This is a genomic window from Streptomyces sp. NPDC057253 (genome assembly GCF_042669125.1).
Taxonomy (GTDB): domain Bacteria; phylum Actinomycetota; class Actinomycetes; order Streptomycetales; family Streptomycetaceae; genus Streptomyces.
Genome location: NZ_JBHUXV010000038.1, coordinates 1 through 25,459, shown reverse-complemented (window position 1 = coordinate 25,459; position 25,459 = coordinate 1). Strand labels below are relative to the sequence as shown.

The 25,459-nt window shown below is 70.9% G+C and carries 22 protein-coding genes; 11 read left to right on the top strand and 11 right to left on the bottom strand.

The features are described 5' to 3' along the window. Window positions 1-15: 15 nt before the first annotated feature. From ACFULQ_RS21735 to ACFULQ_RS21720, 4 genes are all read right to left on the bottom strand, one after another. Window positions 16-1,416, bottom strand: a complete 1,401-nt coding sequence (locus ACFULQ_RS21735; protein WP_383546334.1) for an MFS transporter — start codon at window positions 1,414-1,416, stop codon at window positions 16-18. Between the two features lie 157 nt (window positions 1,417-1,573). Further along, entirely contained in the window at window positions 1,574-3,286 is a 1,713-nt protein-coding gene (locus ACFULQ_RS21730) for a glycerol-3-phosphate dehydrogenase/oxidase (RefSeq protein ID WP_383546332.1), read from the bottom strand. A gap of 121 nt (window positions 3,287-3,407) precedes the next feature. Next, entirely contained in the window at window positions 3,408-4,925 is a 1,518-nt protein-coding gene (gene glpK / locus ACFULQ_RS21725; RefSeq protein ID WP_383546330.1) for a glycerol kinase GlpK, read from the bottom strand. A 62-nt stretch (window positions 4,926-4,987) separates the two neighbouring features. Next, entirely contained in the window at window positions 4,988-5,836 is an 849-nt protein-coding gene (locus ACFULQ_RS21720) for an MIP/aquaporin family protein (RefSeq protein WP_383546328.1), read from the bottom strand. Between the two features lie 300 nt (window positions 5,837-6,136). Between ACFULQ_RS21720 and dhaK the strand changes: the two genes are divergently transcribed. Further along, a complete protein-coding gene (gene dhaK / locus ACFULQ_RS21715; RefSeq protein ID WP_383546327.1) occupies window positions 6,137-7,141 on the top strand; it encodes a dihydroxyacetone kinase subunit DhaK in 1,005 nt (334 codons plus the stop codon). 42 nt (window positions 7,142-7,183) lie between these two features. Here the strand turns inward: dhaK and ACFULQ_RS21710 are convergent, their stop codons facing one another. Continuing rightward, window positions 7,184-8,395, bottom strand: coding sequence for a metallophosphoesterase (locus tag ACFULQ_RS21710; RefSeq protein ID WP_383546325.1), 1,212 nt, complete (start codon window positions 8,393-8,395; stop codon window positions 7,184-7,186). Window positions 8,396-8,548: 153 nt separating this feature from the next. Further along, on the bottom strand, window positions 8,549-9,004 hold the full coding sequence (locus tag ACFULQ_RS21705) for a MarR family winged helix-turn-helix transcriptional regulator (RefSeq protein ID WP_383546324.1): 456 nt from the start codon (window positions 9,002-9,004) through the stop codon (window positions 8,549-8,551). Window positions 9,005-9,067: 63 nt separating this feature from the next. On the opposite strand from ACFULQ_RS21705, the gene ACFULQ_RS21700 reads away from it, so the two are divergent. Next, window positions 9,068-9,436 carry a VOC family protein gene (locus ACFULQ_RS21700; protein ID WP_383546322.1) on the top strand — a complete coding sequence of 123 codons (369 nt, stop codon included), beginning with the start codon at window positions 9,068-9,070 and terminating at the stop codon, window positions 9,434-9,436. A gap of 22 nt (window positions 9,437-9,458) precedes the next feature. Here ACFULQ_RS21700 and ACFULQ_RS21695 read toward each other — a convergent pair whose 3' ends face one another. Beyond that, the gene (locus ACFULQ_RS21695) at window positions 9,459-10,856 is read right to left on the bottom strand and encodes an ROK family protein (protein WP_383546320.1); all 1,398 of its coding nucleotides are present in this window, start codon (window positions 10,854-10,856) and stop codon (window positions 9,459-9,461) included. A 155-nt stretch (window positions 10,857-11,011) separates the two neighbouring features. On the opposite strand from ACFULQ_RS21695, the gene ACFULQ_RS21690 reads away from it, so the two are divergent. The 9 genes from ACFULQ_RS21690 to ACFULQ_RS21650 all read left to right on the top strand — a co-directional run bounded on the left by ACFULQ_RS21690 (window position 11,012) and on the right by ACFULQ_RS21650 (window position 20,101). After that, window positions 11,012-12,328 (top strand): ABC transporter substrate-binding protein, encoded by a 1,317-nt coding sequence (locus tag ACFULQ_RS21690; RefSeq protein ID WP_383546318.1) that lies wholly within the window; start codon window positions 11,012-11,014, stop codon window positions 12,326-12,328. A gap of 5 nt (window positions 12,329-12,333) precedes the next feature. Continuing rightward, on the top strand, window positions 12,334-13,326 hold the full coding sequence (locus ACFULQ_RS21685) for a carbohydrate ABC transporter permease (RefSeq protein WP_383546316.1): 993 nt from the start codon (window positions 12,334-12,336) through the stop codon (window positions 13,324-13,326). A 13-nt stretch (window positions 13,327-13,339) separates the two neighbouring features. Beyond that, complete coding sequence (locus ACFULQ_RS21680) at window positions 13,340-14,179, top strand: carbohydrate ABC transporter permease (protein WP_330269816.1); 840 nt, start codon at window positions 13,340-13,342, stop codon at window positions 14,177-14,179. Between the two features lie 20 nt (window positions 14,180-14,199). Further along, window positions 14,200-15,558, top strand: a complete 1,359-nt coding sequence (locus ACFULQ_RS21675) for a GH1 family beta-glucosidase (RefSeq protein WP_383546314.1) — start codon at window positions 14,200-14,202, stop codon at window positions 15,556-15,558. A 168-nt stretch (window positions 15,559-15,726) separates the two neighbouring features. Then, a complete protein-coding gene (locus ACFULQ_RS21670; protein ID WP_383546312.1) occupies window positions 15,727-16,401 on the top strand; it encodes a polysaccharide lyase family 7 protein in 675 nt (224 codons plus the stop codon). Between the two features lie 33 nt (window positions 16,402-16,434). Beyond that, window positions 16,435-17,001, top strand: a complete 567-nt coding sequence (locus ACFULQ_RS21665) for a Chromate resistance protein ChrB (RefSeq protein WP_383546310.1) — start codon at window positions 16,435-16,437, stop codon at window positions 16,999-17,001. Between the two features lie 41 nt (window positions 17,002-17,042). Then, the gene (locus tag ACFULQ_RS21660; protein ID WP_383546403.1) at window positions 17,043-18,176 is read left to right on the top strand and encodes an MFS transporter; all 1,134 of its coding nucleotides are present in this window, start codon (window positions 17,043-17,045) and stop codon (window positions 18,174-18,176) included. 163 nt (window positions 18,177-18,339) lie between these two features. After that, window positions 18,340-19,035, top strand: a complete 696-nt coding sequence (locus ACFULQ_RS21655; protein WP_383546309.1) for a GAF and ANTAR domain-containing protein — start codon at window positions 18,340-18,342, stop codon at window positions 19,033-19,035. A 79-nt stretch (window positions 19,036-19,114) separates the two neighbouring features. Continuing rightward, the gene (locus ACFULQ_RS21650; protein WP_383546307.1) at window positions 19,115-20,101 is read left to right on the top strand and encodes a TIGR01777 family oxidoreductase; all 987 of its coding nucleotides are present in this window, start codon (window positions 19,115-19,117) and stop codon (window positions 20,099-20,101) included. A gap of 246 nt (window positions 20,102-20,347) precedes the next feature. On the opposite strand, the gene pgm is transcribed toward ACFULQ_RS21650, so the two are convergent. From pgm to ACFULQ_RS21630, 4 genes are all read right to left on the bottom strand, one after another. Beyond that, window positions 20,348-21,988, bottom strand: coding sequence for a phosphoglucomutase (alpha-D-glucose-1,6-bisphosphate-dependent) (gene pgm / locus ACFULQ_RS21645; protein WP_383546306.1), 1,641 nt, complete (start codon window positions 21,986-21,988; stop codon window positions 20,348-20,350). Window positions 21,989-22,233: 245 nt separating this feature from the next. Continuing rightward, a complete protein-coding gene (locus tag ACFULQ_RS21640; protein ID WP_383546304.1) occupies window positions 22,234-24,255 on the bottom strand; it encodes a beta-galactosidase in 2,022 nt (673 codons plus the stop codon). Between the two features lie 29 nt (window positions 24,256-24,284). Continuing rightward, window positions 24,285-25,166: a carbohydrate ABC transporter permease gene (locus ACFULQ_RS21635; RefSeq protein ID WP_383546302.1), complete on the bottom strand. Its 882-nt coding sequence runs from the start codon at window positions 25,164-25,166 to the stop codon at window positions 24,285-24,287. After that, window positions 25,163-25,459 (bottom strand): carbohydrate ABC transporter permease (locus ACFULQ_RS21630; protein ID WP_383546300.1); only part of this gene is annotated, 297 nt, incomplete at its 5' end. The genes ACFULQ_RS21635 and ACFULQ_RS21630, both read right to left, overlap by 4 nt.

Genomic DNA, 25,459 nt, shown 5'->3' with positions numbered 1-25,459 from the left:
AGGTGTGCGCGGGGGTCAGACGGTTCGGGCGTCCGCGGCCGGGGACTGGGCCGCTGACGCCGGCTCGGCGGCGGGGTCGGCGGCCGGTTCGACGTCGGCCAGGTCCCGGTGGCGGGTCTCCTGGGCGACGCCGACGGCGATGACCGTCAGGACGGCCGCGGCGATGACGTAGAGGGCGATCGGGGTGGAGGTGCCGTAGTCGGACAGGAGCGCGGTGGCGATGAGCGGGGCGGGGGCGCCGGCCGCGACGGAGGCGAACTGCGCGCCGATGGAGGCACCGGAGTACCGCATGCGGGTCGCGAACATCTCGGAGAAGAAGGCCGCCTGGGGCGCGTACATGGCCCCGTGCAGGACGAGTCCGACGGTCACCGCGAGGACCAGGTTGCCGAAGCCGCCGGTGTCGATGAGCGAGAAGAACGGGAACATCCAGGCACCCACGCCGACGGCGCCGAGCAGGTACACCGGGCGGCGGCCGATGCGGTCGGACAGGGCGCCCCAGGCGGGGATCACCGCGAAGTGCACGGCCGAGGCGATGAGCACCGAGTTGAGGGCGGTCTGCTTGGAGACACCGGCCGAGGTGGTGGCGTAGACGAGGATGAACGCGGTGATGACGTAGTAGCTGATGTTCTCCGCCATGCGGGCGCCCATCGCCACCAGCACATCGCGCCAGTGGTGCCGCAGCACCGAGACGATCGGCAGCTTCTCGGTCGCGCCGTCTTGCGCCGCCTTGCGGGCCTCCGCCTGCGCCAACGCCTCCTTGAACACGGGTGATTCGTCGACGGAGAGCCGGATCCACAGCCCGACGATCACCAGGACACCGGACAGCAGGAAGGGAATCCGCCAGCCCCAGCTGCCGAACGCGGCGTCCGACAGGACGGCGGTCAGCAGCGACAGCACGCCCGTCGCGAGGAGTTGCCCGGCCGGCGCCCCGGTCTGCGGCCAGGAGGCCCAGAAGCCGCGCCGACGCGCGTCCCCGTGCTCGGACACCAGGAGTACGGCGCCGCCCCACTCGCCGCCCAGCGCGAAGCCCTGGATCAGACGGAGCACGGTCAGCAGCACGGGAGCGGCGCTGCCGACGGTCGCGTGCGTCGGCAGCAGGCCGATCGCGAAGGTCGCCCCGCCCATCAGCAGCAGGCTCAGCACCAGCAGCTTCTTGCGGCCCAGCCGGTCGCCGTAGTGCCCGAACACCAGGGCGCCGAGCGGGCGGGCGGCGAATCCGACGGCGTACGTCAGGAAGGAGAGCAGGGTGCCGACGAGCGGGTCGGAGTCCGGGAAGAACAGCTTGTTGAAGACCAGGGCGGCCGCGGAGCCGTAGAGGAAGAAGTCGTACCACTCGATGGTGGTGCCGATGAGGCTGGCGGCGACGATGCGCTTGAGGTTGTTCGGCGTCGGTGGGGCGGGTGCTGCGGAGGCCATGTGCGCCACTTCCTCGTGTGCGGTGGGGACGGGTACGTGTCCGGACACCGTAGGAATGCGCACGTCAGGGTCACATGTGGCGGGGCAACATAGTTCGAGGCTTGCCTATGCGTGGGGCCACCATGCCGGCTCGTGGAATGGGGGTTCAGGGCCTTGCTCAGTGCACCGGGCTGATGTCGGGGGCGCCGAGCCGTACCGCGTCGGCGGTCCGGTCGTCCGGCTGCTGCTGGGCCTCGCGTTCGGCGGCCACCCGCTTCAGGTAGTGGTCGACCTCATGGTCCCGGTTCGCCTGGTCCCATCCCAGGTGAGGCGCCATCAGTTCCACGACGGTCCGCGCCGCGTCCACACCTCGGTCCCAGGACTCGATGGAGATCCGGGTGCGGCGGGCGAGCACGTCCTCCAGGTGACGAGCACCCTCATGGGTCACCGCGTAGACGGCCTCGACCCGCAGGTAGTCGTCGGAGCTCGGCAACGGCTCGCCGAGCGAGGAGTCGGCCGCGACCATGGCGAGCAGCTCGTGCACCAGGGAGCCGTAGCGCTTCAACAGGTGCTCGATGCGGGCGACATGGAGCCCGGAGGACTCGGCGAGGTTGTGGCGGGAGTTCCACAGGGCCGGATAACCGTCGGCGCCGAGCAGCGGGACGCGCTGCGTGACGCAGTCGGGCACCTTCTCGTCCAGGCCGCGGGCCGCCTCGTCGACCGCGTCCTTGGCCATCACCCGATAGGTCGTGTACTTGCCGCCGGCCACCACGACGAGACCCGGTACCGGGTGGGCGACCAGGTGCTCCCGGGACAGTTTGCTGGTGTCCGCGGCCTCGCCGGACAGGAGGGGACGCAGACCGGCGTAGACGCCTTCGACGTCCTCCGGAGCCAAGGGCGTGGCCAGGACGCTGTTGACGTGGTCCAGAAGGTAGGTGACGTCCTTGGAGCTGAGGGCGGGATGGGCCTTGTCGAGGGTCCAGTCGGTGTCGGTGGTCCCGATGATCCAGTGCCGTCCCCAGGGGATGACGAACAGCACGCTCTTCTCGGTCCGCAGGATCAGCCCGGTACGGGAGTTGATCCGGTCACGGGGGACCAGCAGGTGGACGCCCTTGGAGGCGCGGACGTGGAACTGGCCGCGGGTGCCGGCGAGGGCCTGGGTGTCGTCGGTCCACACGCCGGTCGCGTTGATGACCTGCTTGGCTCGCACCTCTGTCTCGTCGCCGGTCTCCAGGTCCGTGACCGCGGCTCCCACCACCCGCTCGCCCTGCCGCAGGAAGCGGCTCACCCGGGTGCGGTTGGCGGCCAGCGCTCCGTAGCCGGCGGCCGTGCGGGCGAGGAACAGGGTGTGCCGGGCGTCGTCGACCTGGGCGTCCCAGTACTGGATCGCGCCGACCAGGGCGTCGGAGCGCAGTGCGGGCGCCTCCTGCAGGGCTCGGCGTTTGCCCAGGTGGCGGTGGTGGGGCAGACCTCTGGAGGTACCGGAGGCCGCGGCCATGGTGTCGTACAGCAGTACGCCGGCGCCGACGTAGGGACGCTCCCGGATCCGGTGTTGCAGGGGGTAGAGGAACGGGACCGGACGCACCAGATGAGGGGCCAGGTACTGAAGCAGGAGTCCGCGTTCCTTGAGGGCTTCGGCGACGAGCCGGAAGTCCAGCATCTCCAGGTAGCGCAGGCCGCCGTGGATGAGCTTGCTGGAGCGGCTGGACGTGCCCGAGGCCCAGTCCCGGGCTTCCACGAGGCCGACCCGCAGGCCGCGGGTGGCGGCGTCCAGGGCCGCGCCCGCGCCGACCACGCCGCCCCCGACGACTAGGACGTCGAGCTCGCCCTCTCCCAGTCGGACGAGGGCCTCCGCGCGTGCGCCGGGCGAGAGGGCCACCGGGTTCGCCATGGTCTCCTCCTCGTGCAGCGGGTGCGGGCGGCGCACTCGGCTCGGGCGGGTGGGCCGGCGGCGCGCTCGGCTCGGGCGGGCCCCTTCGGTCGCCCCCGGCCGGAACCGGGGGCTGCGGCTGCTACTCGACCTTGGCCCAGTCGAGCGTGCGCTCCACCGCCTTCTTCCAGCCCGCGTACCCCTCCGCGCGCTGTTCGTCGGACCACTGGGGCTCCCAGCGCTTGGACTCCTGCCAGTGGGTGCGCAGTTCGTCCGTGTCCTGCCAGAAACCGGTGGCCAGACCGGCGGCGTACGCGGCGCCGAGCGCGGTGGTCTCGGCGACGACCGGGCGGCTGACCGGCACGCCGAGGACGTCGGCCTGGATCTGCATGCACAGGTCGTTGGCCGTCACGCCGCCGTCGACCTTGAGCACGTCGAGATGGACGCCGGAGTCCTGCTCCATGGCCTCCACGACGTCGCGGCTCTGGTAGCAGATGGCTTCCAGGGTGGCCCGCGCCACATGGCCGTTGTCGTTGTACCGGGCGAGGCCGACGATCGCGCCGCGGGCGTCGGAGCGCCAGTACGGGGCGAACAGGCCGGAGAAGGCGGGGACGAAGTAGATCCCGCCGTTGTCCTCGACGGTACGCGCCAGACGTTCGCTCTCTGCGGCATCGCTGATGATCTTCAGCTGGTCGCGCAGCCACTGCACCGCGGAGCCGGTGACGGCGATGGAGCCTTCGAGCGCGTAGATCGCCGGGCTGTCGCCGAACTGGTACGCCACGGTGGTCAGGAGGCCGTTCCGGGACCGCACCAGTTCCGTGCCGGTGTTGAGCACCAGGAAGTTGCCGGTGCCGTAGGTGTTCTTGGCTTCGCCGGGCGCATAGCAGACCTGCCCGACGGTGGCCGCCTGCTGGTCGCCGAGCACACCGGTGATGGGGATGGCCGCCCGCAGCGGCCGGGACGTACGGGTCTGTCCGAACGCCTCCCGGTGGGAGGACGGGTTGATGGTCGGCAGCATCGCCCGGGGAACGCCGAAGAAGCCCAGCAGCTCGTCGTCCCAGTCGAGGGTCTCCAGGTCCATCAGCATGGTGCGGCTGGCATTGGTCACGTCGGTGGCGTGGACGCCGCCGTCGGGGCCGCCGGTGAGGTTCCACAGCACCCAGGCGTCGGTGTTGCCGAAGAGGGCATGGCCCTGCTCGGCCGCCTCGCGGACTCCGTCGACGTTCTCCAGGATCCACTGGATCTTGCCGCCGGAAAAGTACGTGGCCGGTGGCAGCCCCGCCTTGCGGCGGATCACGTCGCCCTGGCCCGAGCGGTCCAGCGCTGCCGCGATGGAGTCGGTACGGGTGTCCTGCCAGACGATGGCGTTGTAGTAGGGACGGCCGTTGCGCGGGTCCCAGACGACGGTCGTCTCGCGTTGGTTGGTGATACCGATGGCCGCCAGGTCCTCCGGCGAGAGGTTTCCGTGCCGGAGGGCGTTCTGGATCACCGAGTTGGTGCGCTCCCAGATCTCCACCGGGTCGTGTTCGACCCACCCCGAGCGCGGGAGGATCTGTGAGTGCTCCAGCTGGTGCCGCGCCACCTCGTTGCCGGCATGGTCGAAGATCATGAAACGGGTGCTGGTGGTGCCTTGGTCCACCGCGCCGACGAAGTCCGCCATGGGATGCCGCCTCTCCTTGGGCTCTCCCGGGGCAGCCGGATCCCGGCCACCCCGGGAGCCGGTCAGTTCTCGTCCGGGGCCGGGACCCGTCCGGGGGGCTCCGGCTCAGCGGTCGGCAGGAACCGGCCGATGAAGACCTTGTACAGGCCCGCTCCCAGCAGGCCTCCGACCACCGGACCGACGATCGGCACCCAGAAGTAGAAGTTCCCGTACTGATCTCGCCACGCTCCGCCGTACCCGGTGAGGAAGCTGGCCAGCCGGGGACCGAAGTCGCGTGCCGGGTTGATCGCGTACCCCGCGTTGGTACCCCAGGCCATACCGATGGCCACGACGATCAGACCGACGATGAACGGTGCCAGGTTGGCGCCGGGGGGCGTGTTGAGCAGGTCCGTGACCGCCAGGATCAGCAGCAGCAGGATCGCGGTGCCGATGACCTGGTCGCGGAATGCGCCCCATTCGTGGACCGGCAGGTTCGGGTTGCCGTTCGCGGGGAGCGTGGAGAAGACGCCCTGCGTCTTGATCGTGTGGGTGGGATCCGCCTTCGCCAGCGCCTCGGTGTAGTTCCACCGGACGATCAGGGCTGCCACGAAGGCGCCGGCTGTCTGGGCCAGCGCGTAGGGAGCCACTTTGCTCCACGGGAACCCCTTGAACGTCGCCAGCGCGAGGGTCACCGCGGGATTGAGGTGTGCACCGCTCAGCCTCGCCGCGACGTACACACCGAGGGTGACGCCGAGGCCCCAGGCCCAGGCGATGCTGTCGTGGTTTCCGAGGCCGCCCGCGGGATTCGTGAGGGCCCCGCCGGCGACCACCTGAGCCACCACGCCACAACCGAAGAGGATGAGGATCATCGTGCCGGCGAATTCCGCTGAAAGCTCGCCGACCAGTCCTGATCTCTTGAGTCGCTCAGCCATGGGTGCCCGCTTCCCGCCGGCCCGAAGGTCGGCTGTCGACTGCCCCGAGCCTCCAAAAATCATTGTAGGACCGGCCGGAGACATGCGCGTGCGGGGCGACGGCAGCACCTGCTCCGCCGTCCACGAGGCCGCCGTACCCGCCGACGAGTACGCCGCCGCACTCCCGCCCCGGCAGGCGGATGGCCACGGTGCAGCGGCACACTGAACGTGGGGCGAGCGATCGCGCAGGCGCCCGCCTGTCAGCGGCGGTGCCTGAGCTCCGTGAGGACACTCGGGCGCCGGTTCCACCCGGGAGGTGCCATGAAGATGCTGATCAACAGTCCGGAGACCGTGGTCGCCGATGCCCTGGAGGGGTTGGCTGCCGCCCACCCGGAGCTGGACGTGGACGTGGAGCGGCGGGTGGTCGTACGGCGGGACGCCCGGGAGGGCGGGCGGGTCGGTCTGGTGTCCGGCGGCGGTTCCGGGCACGAGCCGCTGCACGGCGGTTTCGTCGGGTACGGGATGCTGTCGGCCGCGTGTCCAGGGGAGGTGTTCACCTCGCCCGTCCCGGAGCAGATGCTGCACGCGGCAGGCGCCGTCGAGGCCGGGCAGGGCGTGCTGTTCGTCGTCAAGAACTACACCGGGGACGTGCTGAACTTCCAGATGGCCGCCGAACTGGCCGAGGAGGACGGCGTCCGGGTCGAGCAGGTCCTGGTCAACGACGACGTCGCCGTCACCGACAGCCTGTACACGGCCGGACGGCGGGGCACCGGGGCGACCCTCTTCGTGGAGAAGATCGCCGGGGCGGCCGCCGAGGAGGGCGCACCGCTGGAGCAGGTGGCCGCCATCGCCCGGCGCGTCAACGAGTGCTCGCGCAGCTTCGGCGTGGCGCTCACCGCCTGCAGCACTCCCGCCAAGGGAGGCCCGACCTTCGACCTGCCGGACGGGGAGATGGAGCTCGGCGTCGGGATCCACGGCGAGCCGGGCCGGGAGCGGCGCGCGGTGATGCCGGCCCGGGAGATCGCGGAGGTCGCGGTGGGCGCCGTACTCGAGGAGGTGGGCGAGATGGCTCCGGCCGACGGGCCGGTCCTGGCCCTGGTCAACGGGATGGGAGGGACGCCGCTGCTGGAGCTGTACGGGTTCCACGCCGAGGTGGCCCGGCTGCTGGAGGCCCGGAGCGTGCCGGTGGCGCGGGTGCTCGTGGGCAACTACGTCACGTCGCTGGACATGGCGGGCTGCTCGCTGACACTCTGCCGGGCCGATGACGAGATGCTGCGGCTGTGGGACGCGCCCGTGCAGACGGCCGCGTTGCGCTGGGGCCGCTGAGCCCGTGGTGGCGGCGGGAGTGACCCCGCTGCGCGGCGGGTGCTACGACGGCTGCGGGGCGCGCAGGACGAGCAGGGTGATCTCGCTGGGGGCGAAGATGCGGAACGGTGGGCCCCAGAAGCCGGTGCCGCGGCTGGTGTAGAGGAGGGTGCGGGGGCCGTGGCGGGTCAGGCCGGCCAGGGCCGGCTGGTCGAGGCGGACGAGGTGGTGGAAGGGCCAGATCTGGCCGCCGTGAGTGTGGCCGGAGAGCTGGAGGTCGATGCCGGCGGCTGCCGCCCGGTCGATGAACTTGGGCTGGTGCGCCAGGAGCAGGACGGGCAGGTCGGGGTCGGCGCCGTGCAGCGCTCCGGCGAGGTGGGCGCGGTGGCCCACAAGGCCGGAGGACTCGGCGGTGACGTCGTCCACACCGGCGACCACGAGGGTGTCGCCGCCGCGTTCGAGCAGCACATGGCGATTGCGCAGCGGTTCCCAGCCGAGCTCGTCCATCAGGTCGACCCAGCCCTGGGCCTCGCTGTAGTACTCGTGGTTGCCGGTGACGTAGACGCGCCCCTCGGTGGCCCGCACGGTGGCGAGGGGGGTGGCTTGGGCGCGGCGGCGTTCGGCGGTGCCGTCCGCGATGTCGCCGGTGTGGCAGACCAGGTCGGCTTCCAGGGTGTTCACCGTCTCGCACACCCGGGCCGACCAGCGGGCGCGATCGAGGGGGCCGTAGTGGGTGTCGGTGATGAGGGCGACGCGCAGGCCGTCCAACCCGGCGCCGAGCCGGGGGAGTTGTACGTCGAGCCGGCGCACTCGCGGTACGCGGCGGGCTTCGGCGTATCCCCAGATGAGCAGCACGGCGGTGACGCCGAGGACGGCCCAGGTGACGATCCGGGCCCGGTCCTGGCTGTCACCGACGCCGGCCACCGTCAGGGCGAGCCGCAGGAGGACGCCGAGCAGGACGGACCAGGTGAACAGGACCCAGCTGCCGCCCAGCAGAGTGTCGCCGAGGATCGCCGCCCCGTCCTGCTGGCGCCGGCCGTGGCCGCGGGCCATCGCGAGCGGCATACCGATGAGGCCGAGGACGAACAGGAGGGTGCCGGCCGACGTGACGGGCAGCGGCCAGTGCTGGCCGGCGTACAGGAGCACCCAGCAGGGCACCGCCCACAGCAGGACGGGGGCGATCAGGGGGAGGTACCGCAGGAGGCGGAGCACTCGGCTCTGCCGCGGCGCTCGCGCCTCACCCTCGGTCGGCCGGGTGTCACTGGTCTCGGTCACACTGTTCCTTCCCTGACCGGACTGCCGTCCCGCGCACTGTAACCGGTCGCCTCGGGCCGGCCGGACGCGTGTTCGTGCCGGCAGCCCCTCATGTCAACTACGACAGTTCCCCTGGCGTTCCCGACGCCCCGAGGAAGCCGGCCGTTGAACGACCTACGCGCCCCCGTCGCCCCGCAGGGAGTGGACCATGCTCCGCAGGGCCCCGAACGCGGCGGACTGCTCGCTCTCGGTCAGCCCCGCCAGCATTCTGGCCTCGACGGACCGAACCGCCGCGCTCGCCTTCTCGAGGCTTCGCCGGCCGCGGGGTGTCAGCCGCGTGGGCAGCGCCTTGCCCACGGGTGCCTCCGCGGGCCTGGTCACGTAGCCGTCCCGTTCCAGGGACTGGAGCAGTACGTTCATCGTCTGCCGTGTCACGAACGCGCCCCGCGCGAGCTCGGAGTTCGACAAGCCCGGTCGCTGTGCCAGGAGTTCGAGGCAGGAGTAGTGCGTCACGCTCATCCCGAGCGGCCGCAGCACTTCCTCCATCGCGGCGCGCAGCGCGCTCGACGCCTCCTTGAGCAGGTAGCCCAGTGACGTCTCCAGGTCGATGCCGACACCTTCTTGACTCATGTCAGCATTCTGACATAGCTTGCCGCGTGTCAGAAAACTGACACGTAACGAAGGAGCGTCACCATGCCCGCCACCGGCCCCGACTTCATCTCACTCCAAGTGCGCGACCTCGACGCCTCCCAGGCGTTCTACGAGCGCTATCTCGGCCTCGTCCGCTCGCCGGCCGGACCTCCGCACGCCGTCGTCTTCGAGACGAAGCCCATCGCGTTCGCACTCCGCGACATCATTCCCGGCACCGACCTCGCGTCCGCCGCCCAGCCCGGCATCGGGGTCGCGATCTGGCTCCACGCCACCGGCGTCCAGGACATCCACGACGCGCTCGTCGCCGACGGCCGGACGATCGTGTCCGCACCGATCGACGGTCCCTTCGGCCGCACCTTCACCTTCGCCGACCCCGACGGCTACCAGGTCACGCTCCACGACCGCGCCTGATCGACGAGGCGCACGGGGGCGATCAACCCACCCGCTCCCGACCACGGTTGCCGCGCTCTCCGCCGCGGGCGAAGAAGTCGGCGAGCGGCAGAATCGCGGCGCCCACCGTCACCGCGTCCGGGCCGAGTTCGCCGAGGTCGATGGAGACGCGCTCGGCGGGGTGGCGCAAGGCGTACGCGTCGGCGTACCGGCGTACGGCGGGCAGGAGGCGCGGGCCGAGCTGGAGACCTGCCCAGCCGCCGATGAGGATGCGCTCGGGCTGAAACAGGTTGATCAGATCGGACAGCCCTGCACCCACGTACTCGGCGGCCTCCTCCAGGAGGGCCAACGCCACCGGGTCGGCTTCATGGCGCCCCCGGCCACCACCTCCGGCGCCCGCGCCACCCCCGGCGTCCGCGCCGTCACTCGGCCTTCCCGGACCGTCACCCGGGTCGCCCGCGCCGCCACCCCCCTCATCCAGACCGTCACCCGGGTCGCCCGCGCCACCACCAGAGTCGCCCTCGCCCGGATAAGCCGCCCCCAGCATCACCGTCAACGCGCTCTCCTCGTCCGCCCCCTCCGGCGGACGTCCCCCCTCCTCCCGCCACCGCTCCAGCAGCGCCTCCGCGCCCGCGTACGCCTCCAGGCAGCCCAGCGCGCCGCAGCGGCAGCGGCGGCCCCTGACCCGGGCGGTCAGGTGTCCGAACTCGAGCGGGCGGCCGTACTCCACGTCCTCGGTGACGAGGCACGCGCCGATGCCCGAGCCGAAGAGGACGACCACCGCGTTGCGGCAGCCCCGGCCCGCTCCGAACCACAGCTCGGCCTGGCCGAGCGTCCGGGCGCCGTTGTCGATGAAGTACGGGACGGAGTCCGGGAGTTCACCGGTCGAACGCAGCAGGGATTCGAGCGGGACGGCGTCCCAGCCGATCGTCTGGCCGTGGACCACGGCACCCTGCCCGGGCGCGCGGGCCACGATGCCCGGGACGCCGATCCCGACGCCCAGCAGCCGTTCCGGGGCGATGTCGGTCGCGGCGAGGACCTCGGCCACGCCGTCCCGGATGTGGCCCACGACGACCTCGACGTCGTAGCCGTGGTGCTCCAAGGGCCTTTCGGTACGGGCGAGTTCGGTCAGCGTGAGGTCGAAGAGCTCGACGCGGACGCGGGTCTCGCCGACATCGACGCCGATCATGTGGCCGCCGCCGGCCGCGACCCGCAGCAGGGTGCGGGGGCGCCCGCCGTCGGACTCGACGGTGCCGGCCTCCTCGATCAGGTCGTCCGCCACCAGGTCCGCGACCACGTTGCTGACGGAGCCGGCGCTGAGGCCGGTGGCCGGGGCCAGGGCGAAGCGGCTCATGGGGCCGTCGAAATACAACCGTTGTAGTACGGCGGTGCGGTTGCCCCGTCGCAGGTCGCGCACCGTCCGCCCGTTCCGCACCGCCATGTGAATCCTTCCGGATCGGCCCCGACCTGCAAGATACCCCGGTCCGGACCCTTGACGCGCGTTTCCTTCGCGTCTTAAATCACGCCATAAATTAACTCCTGGGTGACGTTCGGGAAGTGAACGCACCCGCGGGTCTCCCCTGGAAGGGACGCCAGATGCGCAGAACCCGAGCCGCGGCCGCCGGAGCCGTCACCGCCTCGCTGCTGACGCTCGTCACCGCCTGCGGCGGCGGATCGTCGACGAGCGACGGGTCCAACGACTCGCCGAAGACCCTCACCTACTGGGCCTCCAACCAGGGCGCCAGCATCGAGGTCGACAAGAAGGTCCTCCAGCCCGAGCTCGACAAGTTCGAGAAGCAGACCGGCATCAAGGTCAAGGTGGAGGTCGTCCCCTGGTCCGACCTGCTCAACCGGATCCTCACCGCGACCACCTCGGGCCAGGGCCCCGACGTCCTCAACATCGGCAACACCTGGAGCGCGTCCCTCCAGGCCACCGGCGCGCTGCTGCCCTGGGACGCCAAGAACTTCGCCGCGATCGGCGGCAAGGACCGCTTCGTCGACTCCGCGCTCGGCTCCACCGGCGCCGAGGGCAAGGACCCGGCCGCGGTCCCGCTCTACTCCATGGCCTACGCCCTCTACTACAACAAGCAGATCTTCGCCGACGCCGGTATCACCGAGCCTCCGGCCACCTGGGCCGAGTTGATAGCCGACGGCAAGAAGATCCAGGCCAAGGGCAAGTCGGCGCTCGGAGCCGAGGGCGCGAACCTGTCGGAGAACATCCACCACGTCTTCGTCTTCGCCAAGCAGCACGGCGGCGACTTCTTCACCCCCGACGGCAAGCCCGACTTCACCAACGACAACGTGGTGGCCGCGGTCAAGCAGTACGTCGACCTCATGGCCAAGGACAAGGTCATCCCGACCGGCGACGCCGAGTACGCCCAGAACCAGTCGGTGAGCGACTTCGCCAAGGGCAACCAGGCCATGCTGCTGTGGCAGTCCGCGTCCGCCAACCTGAAGTCCCAGGGCATGAGCGAGGACAAGTACGGCATCGCACCGGTGCCCGTGCAGTCCGGTACCCCCGGCACCGGCACCCAGGTCAACTCCGCCGTCATGGGCATCAACCTGGCCGTCTTCAAGAACACCGACAACATCGACGGCGCCAAGAAGTTCGTGAAGTTCATGACCAGCGACGCCGAGCAGAAGATCCTCAACACCGCCTACAGCTCCATCCCGCCGGTCAAGACCGTGCAGGCGGACGCCACCTTCAGCTCGGGCGCCAACAAGGTCCTCAAGGACACCCTCGCCACCAGCGCCGCCGCGCTGCCGCAGGTCGCCGACGAGTCACAGTTCGAGACCGCCGTAGGGACCGCAGTCAAGGACCTGTTCGCCGACGCGGCCGCCGGACGCGCGATCACCACCGACTCGGTGAAGGCGGCGCTGGAGAAGGCCCAGCAGCAGATGCCGACGAAGTGAGCACGATGACCACCACCGCTCCCGCGGAGCAGTCCGTGGACAAGACCCCTTCCGGGGCGGCGCATCCTCATCCCCGCCGCCGCCCCGGAAGGATCCGGCGCATCGGGCTGCCGTACCTGCTCCTGCTGCCGGCCCTGCTCCTCGAACTCCTGGTCCACCTGGTGCCGATGGTCATCGGCGCCGTGATGAGCTTCAAGGAGCTCACCCAGTTCTACATCCGCGACTGGGGCGCCGCGCCCTGGTCCGGCCTCGACAACTACAAGGTGTCGGTGGACTTCGACGCCCCGGTCGGCGAGGCCCTGCTGCACTCGTTCCTCGTCACCGTCGCCTTCACGCTGCTGTCGGTCGGCCTGTGCTGGCTGATCGGCACGGCGGCGGCCGTCTTCATGCAGGACACCTTCCGGGGCCGGGGCCTGCTGCGCGCCCTGTTCCTGGTGCCGTACGCGCTGCCGGTCTACGCGGCCGTCATCACCTGGGTGTTCATGTTCCAGCACGACAACGGCCTGGTGAACCACGTCCTGCACGACCAGCTGCACCTGACCGACAAGCCGTCCTTCTGGCTCATCGGCGACAACAGCTTCTGGGCGCTGCTGACGGTGTCCGTGTGGAAGGGCTGGCCGTTCGCCTTCCTCATCGTCATGGCCGGACTCCAGAACATCCCCGGCGAGCTGTACGAGGCGGCGGCACTCGACGGAGCCGGCCTGTGGCAGCAGATCCGCCGCATCACCCTGCCGTCCCTGCGCCCGGTCAACCAGGTCCTGCTCCTGGTGCTGTTCCTGTGGACGTTCAACGACTTCAACACGCCCTACGTCCTGTTCGGCAGGTCGGCCCCGGAGGCCGCGGACCTCATCTCGGTCCACATCTACCAAGCCTCCTTCGTCACCTGGAACTTCGGCACCGGCTCGGCCATGTCCGTACTCCTGCTGCTGTTCCTGCTCGTGGTGACCGGCGTGTACCTGCTGCTGACCACCCGGGGAAGGAAGCCGGCCGATGTCTAGCCCCCACTCGCCCATGGCGCCGCCGCGTTCGTTCCTGTGGTCCCGGCGGATCTTCCTCACCCTGCTCACCGGCTTCGTGCTGCTGCCGGTCTACGTCATGGTCTCCAGCTCGCTGAAGCCGCTCGCCGACGTCACCGGTCAGTTCCACTGGCTGCCGAGTGAGGTGACGATCCGGCCGTACATCGACATCTGGTCGACGATCCCGCTCGCCCGCTACTTCGTGAACTCCCTGATCGTGGCGGGCGCGGCGACGGTCTGCTCGGTCGTCATCGCGGTCTTCGCCGCGTACGCGGTCAGCCGCTACGACTTCCGGGGCAAGCGCGTCTTCACGGTCACCGTGCTGTCCACGCAGATGTTCCCCGGCATCCTCTTCCTGCTCCCGCTGTTCCTGATCTACGTCAACATCGGCAACGCCACCGGGATCGCCCTGTTCGGCTCGCGCGGCGGGCTCATCCTGACGTACCTCACCTTCTCGCTGCCGTTCTCGATCTGGATGCTGATCGGGTACCTCGACTCGGTGCCGCGCGACCTGGACGAGGCGGCACTGGTGGACGGCTGCGGGCCGCTCGGGGCGCTGTTCCGGGTGGTCGTGCCCGCCGCGATCCCCGGGATCGTCGCGGTCGCCGTCTACGCCTTCATGACCGCCTGGGGCGAGGTGCTCTTCGCCTCCGTCATGACCAACGACACCACCCGCACCCTCGCCGTCGGACTCCAGGGCTACTCCACCCTCAACAACGTGTACTGGAACCAGATCATGGCCGCCTCGCTGGTCGTCAGCGTCCCCGTGGTCGCCGGATTCCTCCTGCTCCAGCGCTATCTCGTCGCCGGGCTGACGGCGGGCGCCGTCAAGTGACCCACCCCGAAAGGACTTTCGTGACCATCGACCTCGCCGCACTCCCGCACGACTTCCTGTGGGGCACGGCCACGGCCGCCTACCAGATCGAGGGGGCGGTCGCCGAGGACGGCCGTTCCCCCTCGATCTGGGACACCTTCAGCCACACGCCCGGCAAGGTCGCGGGCGGCGACACCGGCGACATCGCCTGCGACCACTACCACCGCTGGCGCGAGGACATCGACCTCATGCGCCGACTCGGCACCAACGCCTACCGGTTGTCCGTCGCCTGGCCGCGTGTGGTGCCCGGCGGCGACGGCCCGGTCAACGCCAAGGGCCTGGACTTCTACGACGAGTTGATCGACGGCCTCCTCGCCGCCGGCATCACCCCGTCCGTCACCCTGTACCACTGGGACCTGCCCCAGGTGCTCCAGGACCGCGGCGGCTGGCCCGCGCGCGACACCGCCGAGCACTTCGCCTCGTACGCCTCGGTCGTGGCCGCGCGGCTGGGGGACCGGGTCAAGCACTGGACCACGCTCAACGAACCCCTGTGCTCGGCGTGGATCGGTCACCTGGAGGGCAAGATGGCCCCCGGCCTGACCGACCTCACGGCCGCCGTCCGCGCCTCCTACCACCTGCTCCTCGGCCATGGCCTGGCCACCCGGGCCATCCGCGCGGCGGCCCCGGGCGCCCAGGTCGGCATCGTCAACAACCTCTCGACGATCCACGCCGCCACCGACCGGCCCGAGGACGTCGAGGCCGCCCGCCGCATGGACGGCCACACCAACCGCTGGTGGCTGGACCCGATCCACGGCCGCGGCTTCCCCGACGACATGCGCGAGGTCTACGGCGTCGAACTGCCGGAGAAGCCGGGCGACTTGGCGACGATCGCGCAGCCCCTGGACTGGCTGGGCCTCAACTACTACATGCCGGCGACCGTGGCCGACGACCCCACCGCACCGGCGCCCCGGGTCCGTGAGATCGCCCGCCCCGGTGTTCCGCGCACCGGCATGGACTGGGAGATCGACGCGAGCGGCATCGAGACCCTGCTGCTCCGCCTGACGCAGGAGTACGGCGCCCGCAAGCTCTACGTCACCGAGAACGGCTCCGCGTACCCCGACGTCGTATGCCCCGACGGCACGGTCGACGACCCGGAACGCCAGGCGTACCTGATCGACCACCTCGCCGCCTGCGCGTCCGCCGCCCGCAAGGGCGCCCCGCTGGCCGGGTACTTCGCCTGGTCCCTGCTGGACAACTTCGAGTGGGCGTACGGCTACGACAAGCGGTTCGGGCTCGTCCATGTCGACTACGAGACCCAGAAGCGCACGATCAAGGGAACCGGTGATCGGTACGCCGACATCATCCGCGCCCACGCGGACAGCAGGCAGAAGGCCGCCTGATCGGCGATACATCGGGTGTATCCCCAAGGAGGGGTGGCTGCCTTGTCTCAACTCTCCCCTTGACTGACAACAGGAGGTGTCCAAGTCATTGACTCCTCCGATGTATTGCGGTTCTCTCCGGCACGGCGTGCACCACCTCCGACGCCACCCCACCGGAAAGGGCACACGATGAATCGGAGATCACTGTTACGGGCCGGAACCGGGGTCCTGGCCGGCTCGGCCGCGCTCGCGCTGCCGCGAACGGCGCTCGCCGTCGCGGCCGCCGATCCCACGGACGGCTGGACCCGGACCTCGTTCGCCTACAGCTGGCAGAAGCCCTGGAACCTCGACCTCGGTGAACGGCACAGCTACAGCGACGGGGTCCACCGGATGTGGGTGTACGCCACCGACGAGCCCTTCGAGGAGGGCAGTTCCACCGACCCGCGCACCGAGATGCGCTGGAAGGTCGACTACACCACGGGCAACCGGATGTGGGACGCCGACGTCTACCTGCCCTCCGGCACGGACGGCGCGTCCTTCGTGCAGATCCTGCGCGGCGTCCACCCCTCGGGCACCCCGGCCACCGACATCATGCTCAACGTGTACGACACGGGCGGGGGCACCGTGCGCCGCTACGACGGCACGGTCCTCAGGACGGGGGCGTACGACACCTGGTTCAACGTGAAGATCGCCCACCAGGCGACCAGCGGCACCGGCACGGTCAAGGTCTACTTCGACAACGCCCTCGTCCTGACCGTCGCCGACCGGGGCCCGGCCACCCGCTACTTCAAGAACGGCGTCTACCACCACGGCTCCGGACGGGCGGAGGCCCGCCTCCGCAACATCCGGTACTGGACACGCTGAGCGGCTGATGTAACAAGTGATACATTCCGGCATGTGACGAAGGAAGAAGCCCCGGGCCGCTGGCTCGTTCTCGTGATCAAGCTGGACGCCGAGCCGTCCCGGCACCGGGTGGCGGTCTGGCGCGAGCTGCGGAAGATCGGCGCGCTCTCGCTCGGCCAGGGCATCTGGGCCGTACCGGACGTGCCGGTCTTCGCCGACGGCATCGGGCGGGCGCTCGCGCTGACCGAGAAGGCCGGCGGGCAGGCGATGACGCTCACCGCGTCGGGGCGCGGCCCGCAGGACGCCGCCCGCCTCCGCGAGCTGTTCGGCGCGGCCCGGTCGGCCGACTGGGCGGAGTTCCTGGCGGACTGCGGCAAGTTCGAGGAGGAACTGGCCAAGGAGATCCGCATCGCCAAGTTCACCCTCGCCGAACTGGAGGAAGAGGAGCAGTCGCTGGAACGGCTGCGGCGCTGGCACCGGGACCTGACCGCCCGGGACGTCTTCGGCACCCCCGAGGCGGCCCGGGCCGGCGAGCGCCTCAAGCAGTGCGCGGCCGCCTGCGAGGACTACGCGGAACGCGTCTTCGCCGCCCTCCACCAGACCCCGGCCGACGACCGGTGAACCCCACCGCGGCACCCCGACAGGCGGCCCCGGCCCGCCAGATGTGGCCCCTCTACGCGGCCGGCTTCACCACCGCCTTCGGTGCTCACGGCATCGCCGCCAACCTCGGCGGTCTCTCCGACGACGCGGTCACCTCGCTGCTCGTGCTGGGCGGCCTCCTCGCCCTGTACGACGGCGCCGAGGTGCTCCTCAAGCCGGTGTTCGGCGCCCTCGCCGACCGGATCGGGGCGCGCCCGGTGCTGCTCGGCGGCCTCGTCGCCTTCGCCGCCGCCTCCGCGCTGTACGTCCTCGCCGACAGCCCGGGCTGGCTCTGGGCCGCCCGGCTGGGCCAGGGCGCCGCGGCCTCCGCGTTCTCCCCGTCCGCGTCCGCCCTGGTGGCCCGGCTCAACCCGGCCGCCAAGCACGGTCGCGCGTTCGGCAGTTACGGCTTCTACAAGTCCATCGGCTACACCCTCGGCCCGCTGCTCGGCGGCGTCCTGGTGTGGGCCGGGGGACTGCGGCTGCTGTTCGCGGTGCTGGCGGTGCTGGGCGCGGCCGTCGCGGTCTGGGCCGCCGTCGCCGTACCCGTCGTACCGCCGCTGCCCAAGGCCCGGCAGACCGTCCTTGACCTGGCGCGGCGCCTCGTGGATCCCGTCTTCCTCGCTCCGACCGCCGCCTTGGCCGCGGCGACCGCGGCCCTGTCCGTCGGCGTCGGCTTCCTGCCCGTCTCGGGCCGGGCCGCGGGCCTCGGCACCGTCGCCACCGGTGCCGCCGTGTCCGTGCTCGCCGCCTGCGCGGCCGTCGTCCAGCCCAGGGCCGGGCGCGCCCTCGACGAGGGGCGTCTGACGACCCGCTCCGGTCTGCTCGCGGGACTGCTCGTCACCGCGGCCGGCCTGGCCTGCGCGATGCTGCCGGGCCTGACCGGCGTCCTGTGCGCGGCCGCGCTGATCGGTGCCGGAACCGGACTGATCACCCCGCTCGGCTTCGCCGCGCTGGCCTCCTCGACCCCACCGGAACGCCTGGGCCAGACCATGGGCTCCGCCGAACTCGGCCGCGAACTCGGCGACGCGGGCGGCCCGTTGCTCGTCGCCGCCGTCGCCACGGCCACGACTCTCACCTACGGCTACGCGGCTCTCGCGGTGCTTCTCGCGGCGGGCCCCCTCGTCGTGCTCGTACGCCGTCCTGGGAAACGGTGAGGCTCGATCCGGCCTGTTTCGTACGGTCCCGGGTAGTCGACCGGCTTGGTGCCGACGGCGACGGGGGAGCGGTCCGCAGGCCCGCGTGGTGCGCGCTCCTCCCGGGGTGCTCGTCAGGGCGGCGGTAGTGTGTTCGTACGAATGATCGAAGCGGGTGGTGGCGGTGGAGTGGCGAGAATTCGCCGAGTCGATGGCCCTGCTCGCGCGGAACCTGCTGGCGCAGGACTCGGTGCAGGGCACGCTGGACGAGATCGTGGCCTCGGCGGTGAGAATGGTCGACGGCTGCGACGCGGCCGGGATCCTGGCGGTGCGCAAGGGCCGGGCCGTCACGCTGTCCGCCCACGGAAACGTGGTCGAGGCGTCCGACCGGCTCCAGGGTGAACTGGCCGAGGGACCGTGCTTCGACCTCGCTGACCGCTCGGACGGCAACCGCGTGTACCGGATCGCCGACATGCGCGAGTCCCAGCCGACCTGGCCGCGGTACGCCTCAGCGGCGCGGGAGCTGGACATCGGCAGCATGACCGGGGTGCTCCTCTACACCCACGACGCGGACTTCGGCGCGCTGAACCTGTACTCCCAGCGCCCCGGTGCCTTCGGCGAGGACATCGAGACCGCCGGCTGGCTGCTGGCCTCGCACGCCGCCGTGGCCCTGGCCGACGCCCGCGCCATCGACCAGCTCGAGGACGCCATGAAGACCCGGCACGCCATCGGCGAGGCCATGGGCATCCTCATGGAGCGGCACCGCCTGAGCGAGGACGAGGCCTTCAACGTGCTGCGCCGCATCTCCCAGCAGCACAACGTCAAGCTGCGCGATGTCGCCCAGCGGGTGCGCACGGACCGACCGGGCCCGACGACCTGACCCACCACACGTCTCCCTCTGTTGAACATGTTCAAAAACTGCGGCTAGGCTGGTGCCGAGCCACGCTGAGGGGGAACTCATGAAGTTTGTGCTGCCCGGCGGCACCGGACAGGTGGGCACGGTTCTCGACCGTGCGCTGACGGCGGCCGGCCACGAGGTCACGGTGCTGACCCGGCGTCCCACGCGCCCGCACCACCTCGCGTGGGACGGCGTCACCCTAGGCCGCTGGGCCGAGGCGATCGACGGCAGCGATGTCGTGATCAACCTGGCCGGGCGCAGCGTGTCCTGCCGCTACACCGCCGAGAACCTGCGGGCCATGATGGACTCCCGGGTGGATTCGGCGCGGGTGGTCGGCGAGGCGATCGCCGCCGCCGCACGGCCGCCGCGCGTCTGGTTGCAGATGAGCACGGCCACGATCTACGCCCACCGCTTCGACGCCGCCCATGACGAGGGGACCGGGGTGATCGGCGGCTCGGAGGCCGGGGTGCCGGACTACTGGGCCCACAGCGTCGAGATCGCGAAGAACTGGGAGCGGGCGCAGAGCGAGGCGCCGACGCCCCGGACCCGCAAGGTGGCGCTGCGCTCGGCGATGGTCATGAGCGCCGACCGGGGCGGTGTGTTCGACGTCCTGTCGCGGATGGTCCGCCTCGGACTCGGCGGGCCGGTGGCCGGTGGTGCGCAGTACGTCTCCTGGATCCACGCCGAGGACTTCGTACGAGCGGTGGACTTCCTGATCGCCCGCGACGACCTCGAAGGACCGGTGAACCTCGCCTCACCCGGCCCCCTCCCGCACCGCGACTTCATGCGGGCGCTCCGCACGGCCTGGGGAGTACCGGCAGGCCTGCCCGCGACACGCTGGATGGCCGAGGTGGGCGCGTTCGCACTGCGCTCGGACACGGAACTGCTCCTCAAGAGCCGCCGGGTGGTGCCGGGACGGCTGCGAGCGGCGGGCTTCACCTTCGAGCACCCGGAGTGGGACCCGGCCGCGGCGACTCTCGTACGGCAGTCCAGGCCGGCCCGTACGAGCCGGGACCGGGACCGGGCGCCGAGCGACAGCGCCGCGTAGCCGACCGGAAGCGGGTACGGCCGCCGAAGCGGACCGCGACCGGGAGTTGACCTCCGCCCCGGATCCCCCGCACCCGGCGTGGCTGGTCGGTCCTGCATGGCCGCGAGCCCGATCCGGGGCCGGGGCAGATCTCCAGCGCCGTCGCCACGACCGGCCGGGTGGGTCCTCCGGGCCCTCAGCACTGCCGACGTGCCTGGGAGAGGCCGGGCATCCCCCGCCCCGCCCCGGCACGACCGACGACCCGGGTCAGGCTCCCAGTGCCCCCAGTACCACCGACCTGGCCTCCTCCTGGACCTGGCGCAGGTGGTCCGGGCCGAGGAAGGACTCGCCGTAGATCTTGTAGACGTCCTCCGTGCCCGAGGGGCGGGCCGCGAACCAGGCGTTGGCGGTGCCGACCTTGATGCCGCCGAGGGCGGCGCCGTTGCCGGGGGCCTCGGTGAGGACCGTGGTGACCGGCTCGCCGGCGAGGGTGTCGGCGGTGACCTGGCGCGGGGACAGCTTGGCCAGCAGGGCCTTCTCCTCGCGGCTGGCCGGGGCGTCCACGCGGGCGTAGGCGGGGGCGCCGAAGCGGTCGGTGAGCCCGGCGTAGTGCTGCGAGGGGGTCTTGCCGGTGACCGCCGTGATCTCGGAGGCGAGCAGCGCCAGGATGATGCCGTCCTTGTCGGTGGTCCACACCGAGCCGTCCCGGCGCAGGAAGGACGCGCCCGCCGACTCCTCGCCGCCGAAGCCGAGCGTGCCGTCGGACAGTCCGTCCACGAACCACTTGAATCCGACCGGAACCTCGACCAGGGGCCGGCCGACGTCCGCGGCGACCCGGTCGATCATGCTGGACGACACCAGGGTCTTGCCGATCCCGGCCTTCGCGGGCCACTGCTCCCGGTGGGAGAACAGATAGGAGATCGCCACCGCCAGATAGTGGTTGGGGTTCATCAGCCCCGCGTCCGGCGTGACGATGCCGTGCCGGTCGGCGTCGGCGTCGTTGCCGGTGGCGATGTCGAAGCGGTCGCGCTGCTCGATCAGCGAGGCCATGGCGTGCGGCGACGAGCAGTCCATGCGGATCTTGCCGTCCCAGTCCAGCGTCATGAACCGCCAGGTGGGATCGGTGAGCGGGTTCACCACCGTCAGGTCGAGCCCGTGCTGCTCGGCGATCCGGCCCCAGTAGGCCACCGAGGCGCCGCCCAGCGGATCGGCACCGATCCGCACCCCGGCGGACCGGATCGCCTCCAGGTCCAGCACGTTCGGCAGGTCGGCCACATAGGTGCCGAGGAAGTCGTAGCGGCCGGTGCCGGGCGCGGTGAGGGCGCGGCTGTAGGGGATACGCCGGACGTCCTTCAGACCGCCCGTGATGATCTCGTTGGCGCGGTCCTGGATCCAGGAGGTCGCCTCCGAACCGGCCGGGCCGCCGCTCGGCGGGTTGTACTTGAAGCCGCCGTCGGCGGGCGGGTTGTGCGAGGGCGTGACCACCACGCCGTCCGCGAGCGCGGAGGTGCGCGAGCGGTTGTGGGTCAGGATGGCGTGCGAGACGGCCGGGGTGGGCGTGTAGCCGTCGGCCTCGTCGATCAGCACGGTCACGTCGTTGGCCGCGAAGACCTCGAGCGCCGTGACCCGCGCGGGCTCCGACAGGGCGTGGGTGTCGGCGCCGAGGAAGAGGGGGCCGTCGGTGCCCTGGGCGGCACGGTACTCACAGATGGCCTGGCTGGTGGCCGCGATGTGGTCCTCGTTGAACGCCGCCCCGAGGGACGAGCCGCGGTGCCCCGAGGTGCCGAACGCCACCCGCTGCCCCGGCTCGGCCGGGTCGGGATGCAGTGCGTAGTACGCCGTGACCAGACGTGCCACATCGATGAGGTCCTCGGGCCCGGCGACCTGTCCCGCTCGCGCGTTCTGCATTTCCCCGCTCCTCCGCAAGGGTCGACCGTTGGGTACGGCCCCCATTCTCCCCTGCCGGGCCCACCAGGACGCATCCCGGGCTCAGGGAGCCACCAGGTGCCCAAGGACTCGGGCCGGGGAGAGAAGGGCCGCCGCGACCTCCCCAGGTGTGACGGCCCCTCCCCGATAGGCATGTCCCTGCTACCCGGAAGATCCGCGCTCATGCCCGGCCGGTCCGGGCCCGTTCTGCGCCGGTCCTGACCTCTTCACCGCCGGTCTCGCGACTCGCGTACGACCGCGACACCCCCGGGCGGGACGGTGACCCAGCCACTGACGTCCTTGCCGGTGAGCAGCTCGACGCCCACGGCCGGGACCTCGGCGCCGCTCCCGCCGTGGTCGATCAGGAACAGGTACTCGGCGTCGGGGCCGGTGCGCCGGACGGCCTCCAGACCGGTCGGCGGGCCGGCGAGAACCGGCTGGACGCCGGCCTCCTCGCAGATGCGGGCGAGCAGGGCGTCGAGGGTCGCGGGGTCGGGGCGCGTCGCCAGGTACCAGGCGGTTCCGGCGCCGGGAGCGTGCCGGGTGACGGCCGGGACACCCGCCAGCGGCCCGTCGTCGTAGGCGGCGACGGCCTCGGCGCCCGTGAGCCGGACGCGCTCGGACCACAGGGTGGCGGTGGCGCCCTCGGGGACCGCTCCCGTCAGCTGCCGCGTCTCGCCGGGCAGCAGCGGGAAGAGTTCGTCGGTGCACACCCCGAGGACGTCCCGGAAGGCCCCCGGGTAACCACCCAGCCGCACATGGCAGTTGGCGTCCACGGTGCCGCTGTGGAAGCCGACGGCCAGTGTGCCGCCCCGTTCGGCGAAGCCGGTCAGGTTGGCCGCGCCGACGTCGTCGACCAGATAGAGACTCGGCGCGAGGACGAGACGGTAGGAGGACAGGTCGGCGTCGGGGCGTACGAAGTCCACGGCCACACCGGCCTGCCACAGCGGCCGGTACCAGTCCCGCACCAGGTCCACGAAGCGCAGTTCGCCGCTGGGCTGGGACGGCTGCTCCAGGGCCCAGCGGGCGCTCCAGTCCCACACCACGGCGACCTGGGCGGCCGTCGTGCTGCCCCGCACCTCGGCCAACGCACCCAGATCAGCGCCCAGTTGGACGACGTCCCGCCAGATCTGGCTGTCCGTGCCCGCGTGCGGCAGCATCGCCGAGTGCCACTGCTCGGCGCCCGCCTTCGCGGCCCGCCACTGGAAGAAGGCGATGCCGTCGGCCCCGTGCGCGACATGGGCGAGGGCGTTGCGGCGCATCTCGCCCGGATCCTTGGCCCTGTTGACCGGCTGCCAGTTGACCGCGCCGGTGGAGTGCTCCATCAGCAGCCATGGGCCGCCGGCCATGGAGCGCACGAGGTCACCGCTGAGCGCGACGTCGATCTGCGACTCCGGGTCGGTCGCGCGCAGGTAGTGGTCGTTGGAGACGACGTCCAACTCCGGTGCCCAGCGCCAGTAGTCCAGCGCCTCGATGCTGAAGTTCACCATGAAGTTGGTGGTGGCGGGGATCTGCGGAGCGGCTTCGCGCAGCACGTCCCGTTCCGCCTTGTATAGCGACAGCTGTTGGTCGGAGCAGAAGCGCCGCCAGTCCAGCTGGTGGGTGGGGTTCGGGACGGCTCCGGTGGCGCGGGGCGGGATGATCTCGTCCCAGTCGTAGTACCACTGGCTCCAGAAGGTGGTGCCCCAGGCGTCGTTGAGGGCGGCCAGATCGCCGTACCGGTCCCGCAGCCAGCGCCGGAAGGCCTCGGCCGAAGTGTCGCAGTAGCACTCGGGGTTGTGGCAGCCGTACTCGTTGTGGATGTGCCACATCACCACGGCCGGGTGGTCGGCGTACCGCTCCCCGAGCGCCCGGGCGACCCGCAGCGCCGCCTCCCGATAGGCGGGGCTGGAGGGACAGAAGGTCTGGCGGCTGCCGTACGACAGTCGCCGGCCGTCCCTGTCCATCGGCAGGGCGTCCGGGTGCTCGCGGAAGAACCAGGCCGGCGGAGCGGCCGTGGGGGTCGCGAGGTCAGCGGCGATGCCGTGGTCGTGGAGCAGGGCGAGGATCCGGTCGAGGCGCGAGAAGTCGAACTCGCCCTCGCGGGGCTCCAGCAGGGCCCACGAGAAGATGTTGACGCTGACCATGTTCACACCCGCCTCGCGCATGAGGCGGACGTCCTCGACCCAGACCTCCTCGGGCCACTGCTCGGGGTTGTAGTCGCCGCCGTAGGCGATTCCGGGAAGGCGAAGACGGCGTGCGGTAGTCAATGCGGAGTCGCTTTCGAACGGGGCTGTCGTCAGCCCTTGTTGGCGCCGAGGGTCAGTCCGCTGACGAACTGGCGTTGGAGTACGAAGTAGACGATGAGGGTGGGGATGGCGGTGAGGAGGGCGCCGGCGGCGACGAGGTTGGGGTCGGTGAAGTACTGGCCGGAGAGGTTGTTCAGGGCGGAGGTGATGGGCATGTTCTCGCCGGTGGAGATGAGCACGATGGCCCAGAAGAAGTCGTTGTAGATCCAGATGGACAGCAGGGTGCCCAGGGCGGCCATCGCGGGCTTGCACAGCGGGAGCACGATCTGCCAGTACATCCGCCATACCGAGGCCCCGTCGACCAGGGCGGCCTCGGTCAGTTCATGCGGGAGCATCCGCATGTAGTTGGACAGGACGAAGGCGCAGAAGCCGGACTGGAACGCGACGTGGATCAGGACCAGGCCGAGTGCGGAGTCGTAGAGCTTGCCGCTCATGGTGATGCCGGGCAGGTCGACGAGGAGGTAGAGCCGGTACAGGGGGGTGATGATGACCTGCTGGGGGAGCAGGTTGCCGGCGGTGAACACCAGGAGCAGGAACAGGTTGAGGCGGAAGTCGAAGCGGGAGACGTAGAAGGCGACCATCGAGGAGAGCAGCAGGGTGAGCAGGACTGCGGGGACGGCGATGATCAGGGTGTTGGCGAAGTAGTGGAGCATGTCGGACTGTTCGAAGGCGTTCGTGAAGTTCTCGAACGTCAGCTTGTCCGGCCAGGACACATAGCCCTTGTTGCTGGTCTCGGAGTAGGGCCTGAGGGCTGCGAAGATCGCCCAGAGCAGGGGGGCGAGCCAGGCCAGCGCGGTGCCGGCGAGGAAGACGTGCAGCAGGATCCGGGCGGGGCGCACCGGCGTTTTGGTGGGGGGAGCGAGGGTGCTCACGCTTGCCGCTCCTTCCGGAAGGTGGCGATCAGGTAGGGGATGATGACCGCGAGGGAGATGACCAGCAGGACCACGGCGATCGCGGAGCCGTAGCCGATCCGGCTGGACTCGCCGATGATGTTGTTGGTGATCAGGATCGACAGGAGCTCGGTGCCCTGGGCGCCCTTGTTGAAGACGAAGACCAGGTCGAAGGCGCGTAGTGCCTCGATGATGGTGACGACCAGGACGACGGTGTTGGTGGGGCGCAGGGTGGGGAAGATGACGTTCTTGAAGGTCTGCCACTCGTTGGCGCC

Bases quoted from the DNA above. Each gene is read 5' to 3' on its own strand.
- ACFULQ_RS21735 (WP_383546334.1), bottom strand. From the start codon at position 1,416: ATGGCCTCCGCAGCACCCGCCCCACCGACGCCGAACAACCTCAAGCGC.
- ACFULQ_RS21730 (WP_383546332.1), bottom strand. From the start codon at position 3,286: ATGGCGAACCCGGTGGCCCTCTCGCCCGGCGCACGCGCGGAGGCCCTC.
- glpK (WP_383546330.1), bottom strand. From the start codon at position 4,925: ATGGCGGACTTCGTCGGCGCGGTGGACCAAGGCACCACCAGCACCCGT.
- ACFULQ_RS21720 (WP_383546328.1), bottom strand. From the start codon at position 5,836: ATGGCTGAGCGACTCAAGAGATCAGGACTGGTCGGCGAGCTTTCAGCG.
- dhaK (WP_383546327.1), top strand. From the start codon at position 6,137: ATGAAGATGCTGATCAACAGTCCGGAGACCGTGGTCGCCGATGCCCTG.
- ACFULQ_RS21705 (WP_383546324.1), bottom strand. From the start codon at position 9,004: ATGAGTCAAGAAGGTGTCGGCATCGACCTGGAGACGTCACTGGGCTAC.
- ACFULQ_RS21700 (WP_383546322.1), top strand. From the start codon at position 9,068: ATGCCCGCCACCGGCCCCGACTTCATCTCACTCCAAGTGCGCGACCTC.
- ACFULQ_RS21695 (WP_383546320.1), bottom strand. From the start codon at position 10,856: ATGGCGGTGCGGAACGGGCGGACGGTGCGCGACCTGCGACGGGGCAAC.
- ACFULQ_RS21690 (WP_383546318.1), top strand. From the start codon at position 11,012: ATGCGCAGAACCCGAGCCGCGGCCGCCGGAGCCGTCACCGCCTCGCTG.
- ACFULQ_RS21685 (WP_383546316.1), top strand. From the start codon at position 12,334: ATGACCACCACCGCTCCCGCGGAGCAGTCCGTGGACAAGACCCCTTCC.
- ACFULQ_RS21680 (WP_330269816.1), top strand. From the start codon at position 13,340: ATGGCGCCGCCGCGTTCGTTCCTGTGGTCCCGGCGGATCTTCCTCACC.
- ACFULQ_RS21670 (WP_383546312.1), top strand. From the start codon at position 15,727: ATGAATCGGAGATCACTGTTACGGGCCGGAACCGGGGTCCTGGCCGGC.
- ACFULQ_RS21660 (WP_383546403.1), top strand. From the start codon at position 17,043: ATGTGGCCCCTCTACGCGGCCGGCTTCACCACCGCCTTCGGTGCTCAC.
- ACFULQ_RS21650 (WP_383546307.1), top strand. From the start codon at position 19,115: ATGAAGTTTGTGCTGCCCGGCGGCACCGGACAGGTGGGCACGGTTCTC.
- pgm (WP_383546306.1), bottom strand. From the start codon at position 21,988: ATGCAGAACGCGCGAGCGGGACAGGTCGCCGGGCCCGAGGACCTCATC.